The 273-nt window shown below is 59.7% G+C and carries 1 protein-coding gene; it reads right to left on the minus strand.

Features of this window, described 5'->3' with window-relative positions; translation table 11 throughout:
- Window positions 1–273: ferrochelatase (locus R0J87_RS20330; protein WP_498888520.1), on the minus strand; the 273-nt coding region annotated here is incomplete at both ends.

The raw sequence follows: 273 nt of genomic DNA on the forward strand, positions 1-273 counted from the left end.
CGGACACATCACCTGAATGTGCTTCACGCCTTTCTCCGCCAGCATTTTCAGCGTTTCATCGGTGTAGGGAGTCAGCCACGGCTCACGGCCAAAGCGCGACTGGAAAGTCATCATCACCTTGTCAGGCGAAATGCCGAGCGCAGAAACAAGCTCACGAGTGGTATCGCGGCAGCGCTGCGGGTAATCGTCGCCTTCATGCGCATAGCGCTGCGGGATGCCGTGGTAGGAGAGTAGCAAAAGCTCCGGCTCGCCGTGGCGTGCAAACCCCTCGCG

This window comes from Halomonas sp. SIMBA_159 (assembly GCF_046536035.1).
Taxonomy (GTDB): domain Bacteria; phylum Pseudomonadota; class Gammaproteobacteria; order Pseudomonadales; family Halomonadaceae; genus Vreelandella; species Vreelandella venusta_A.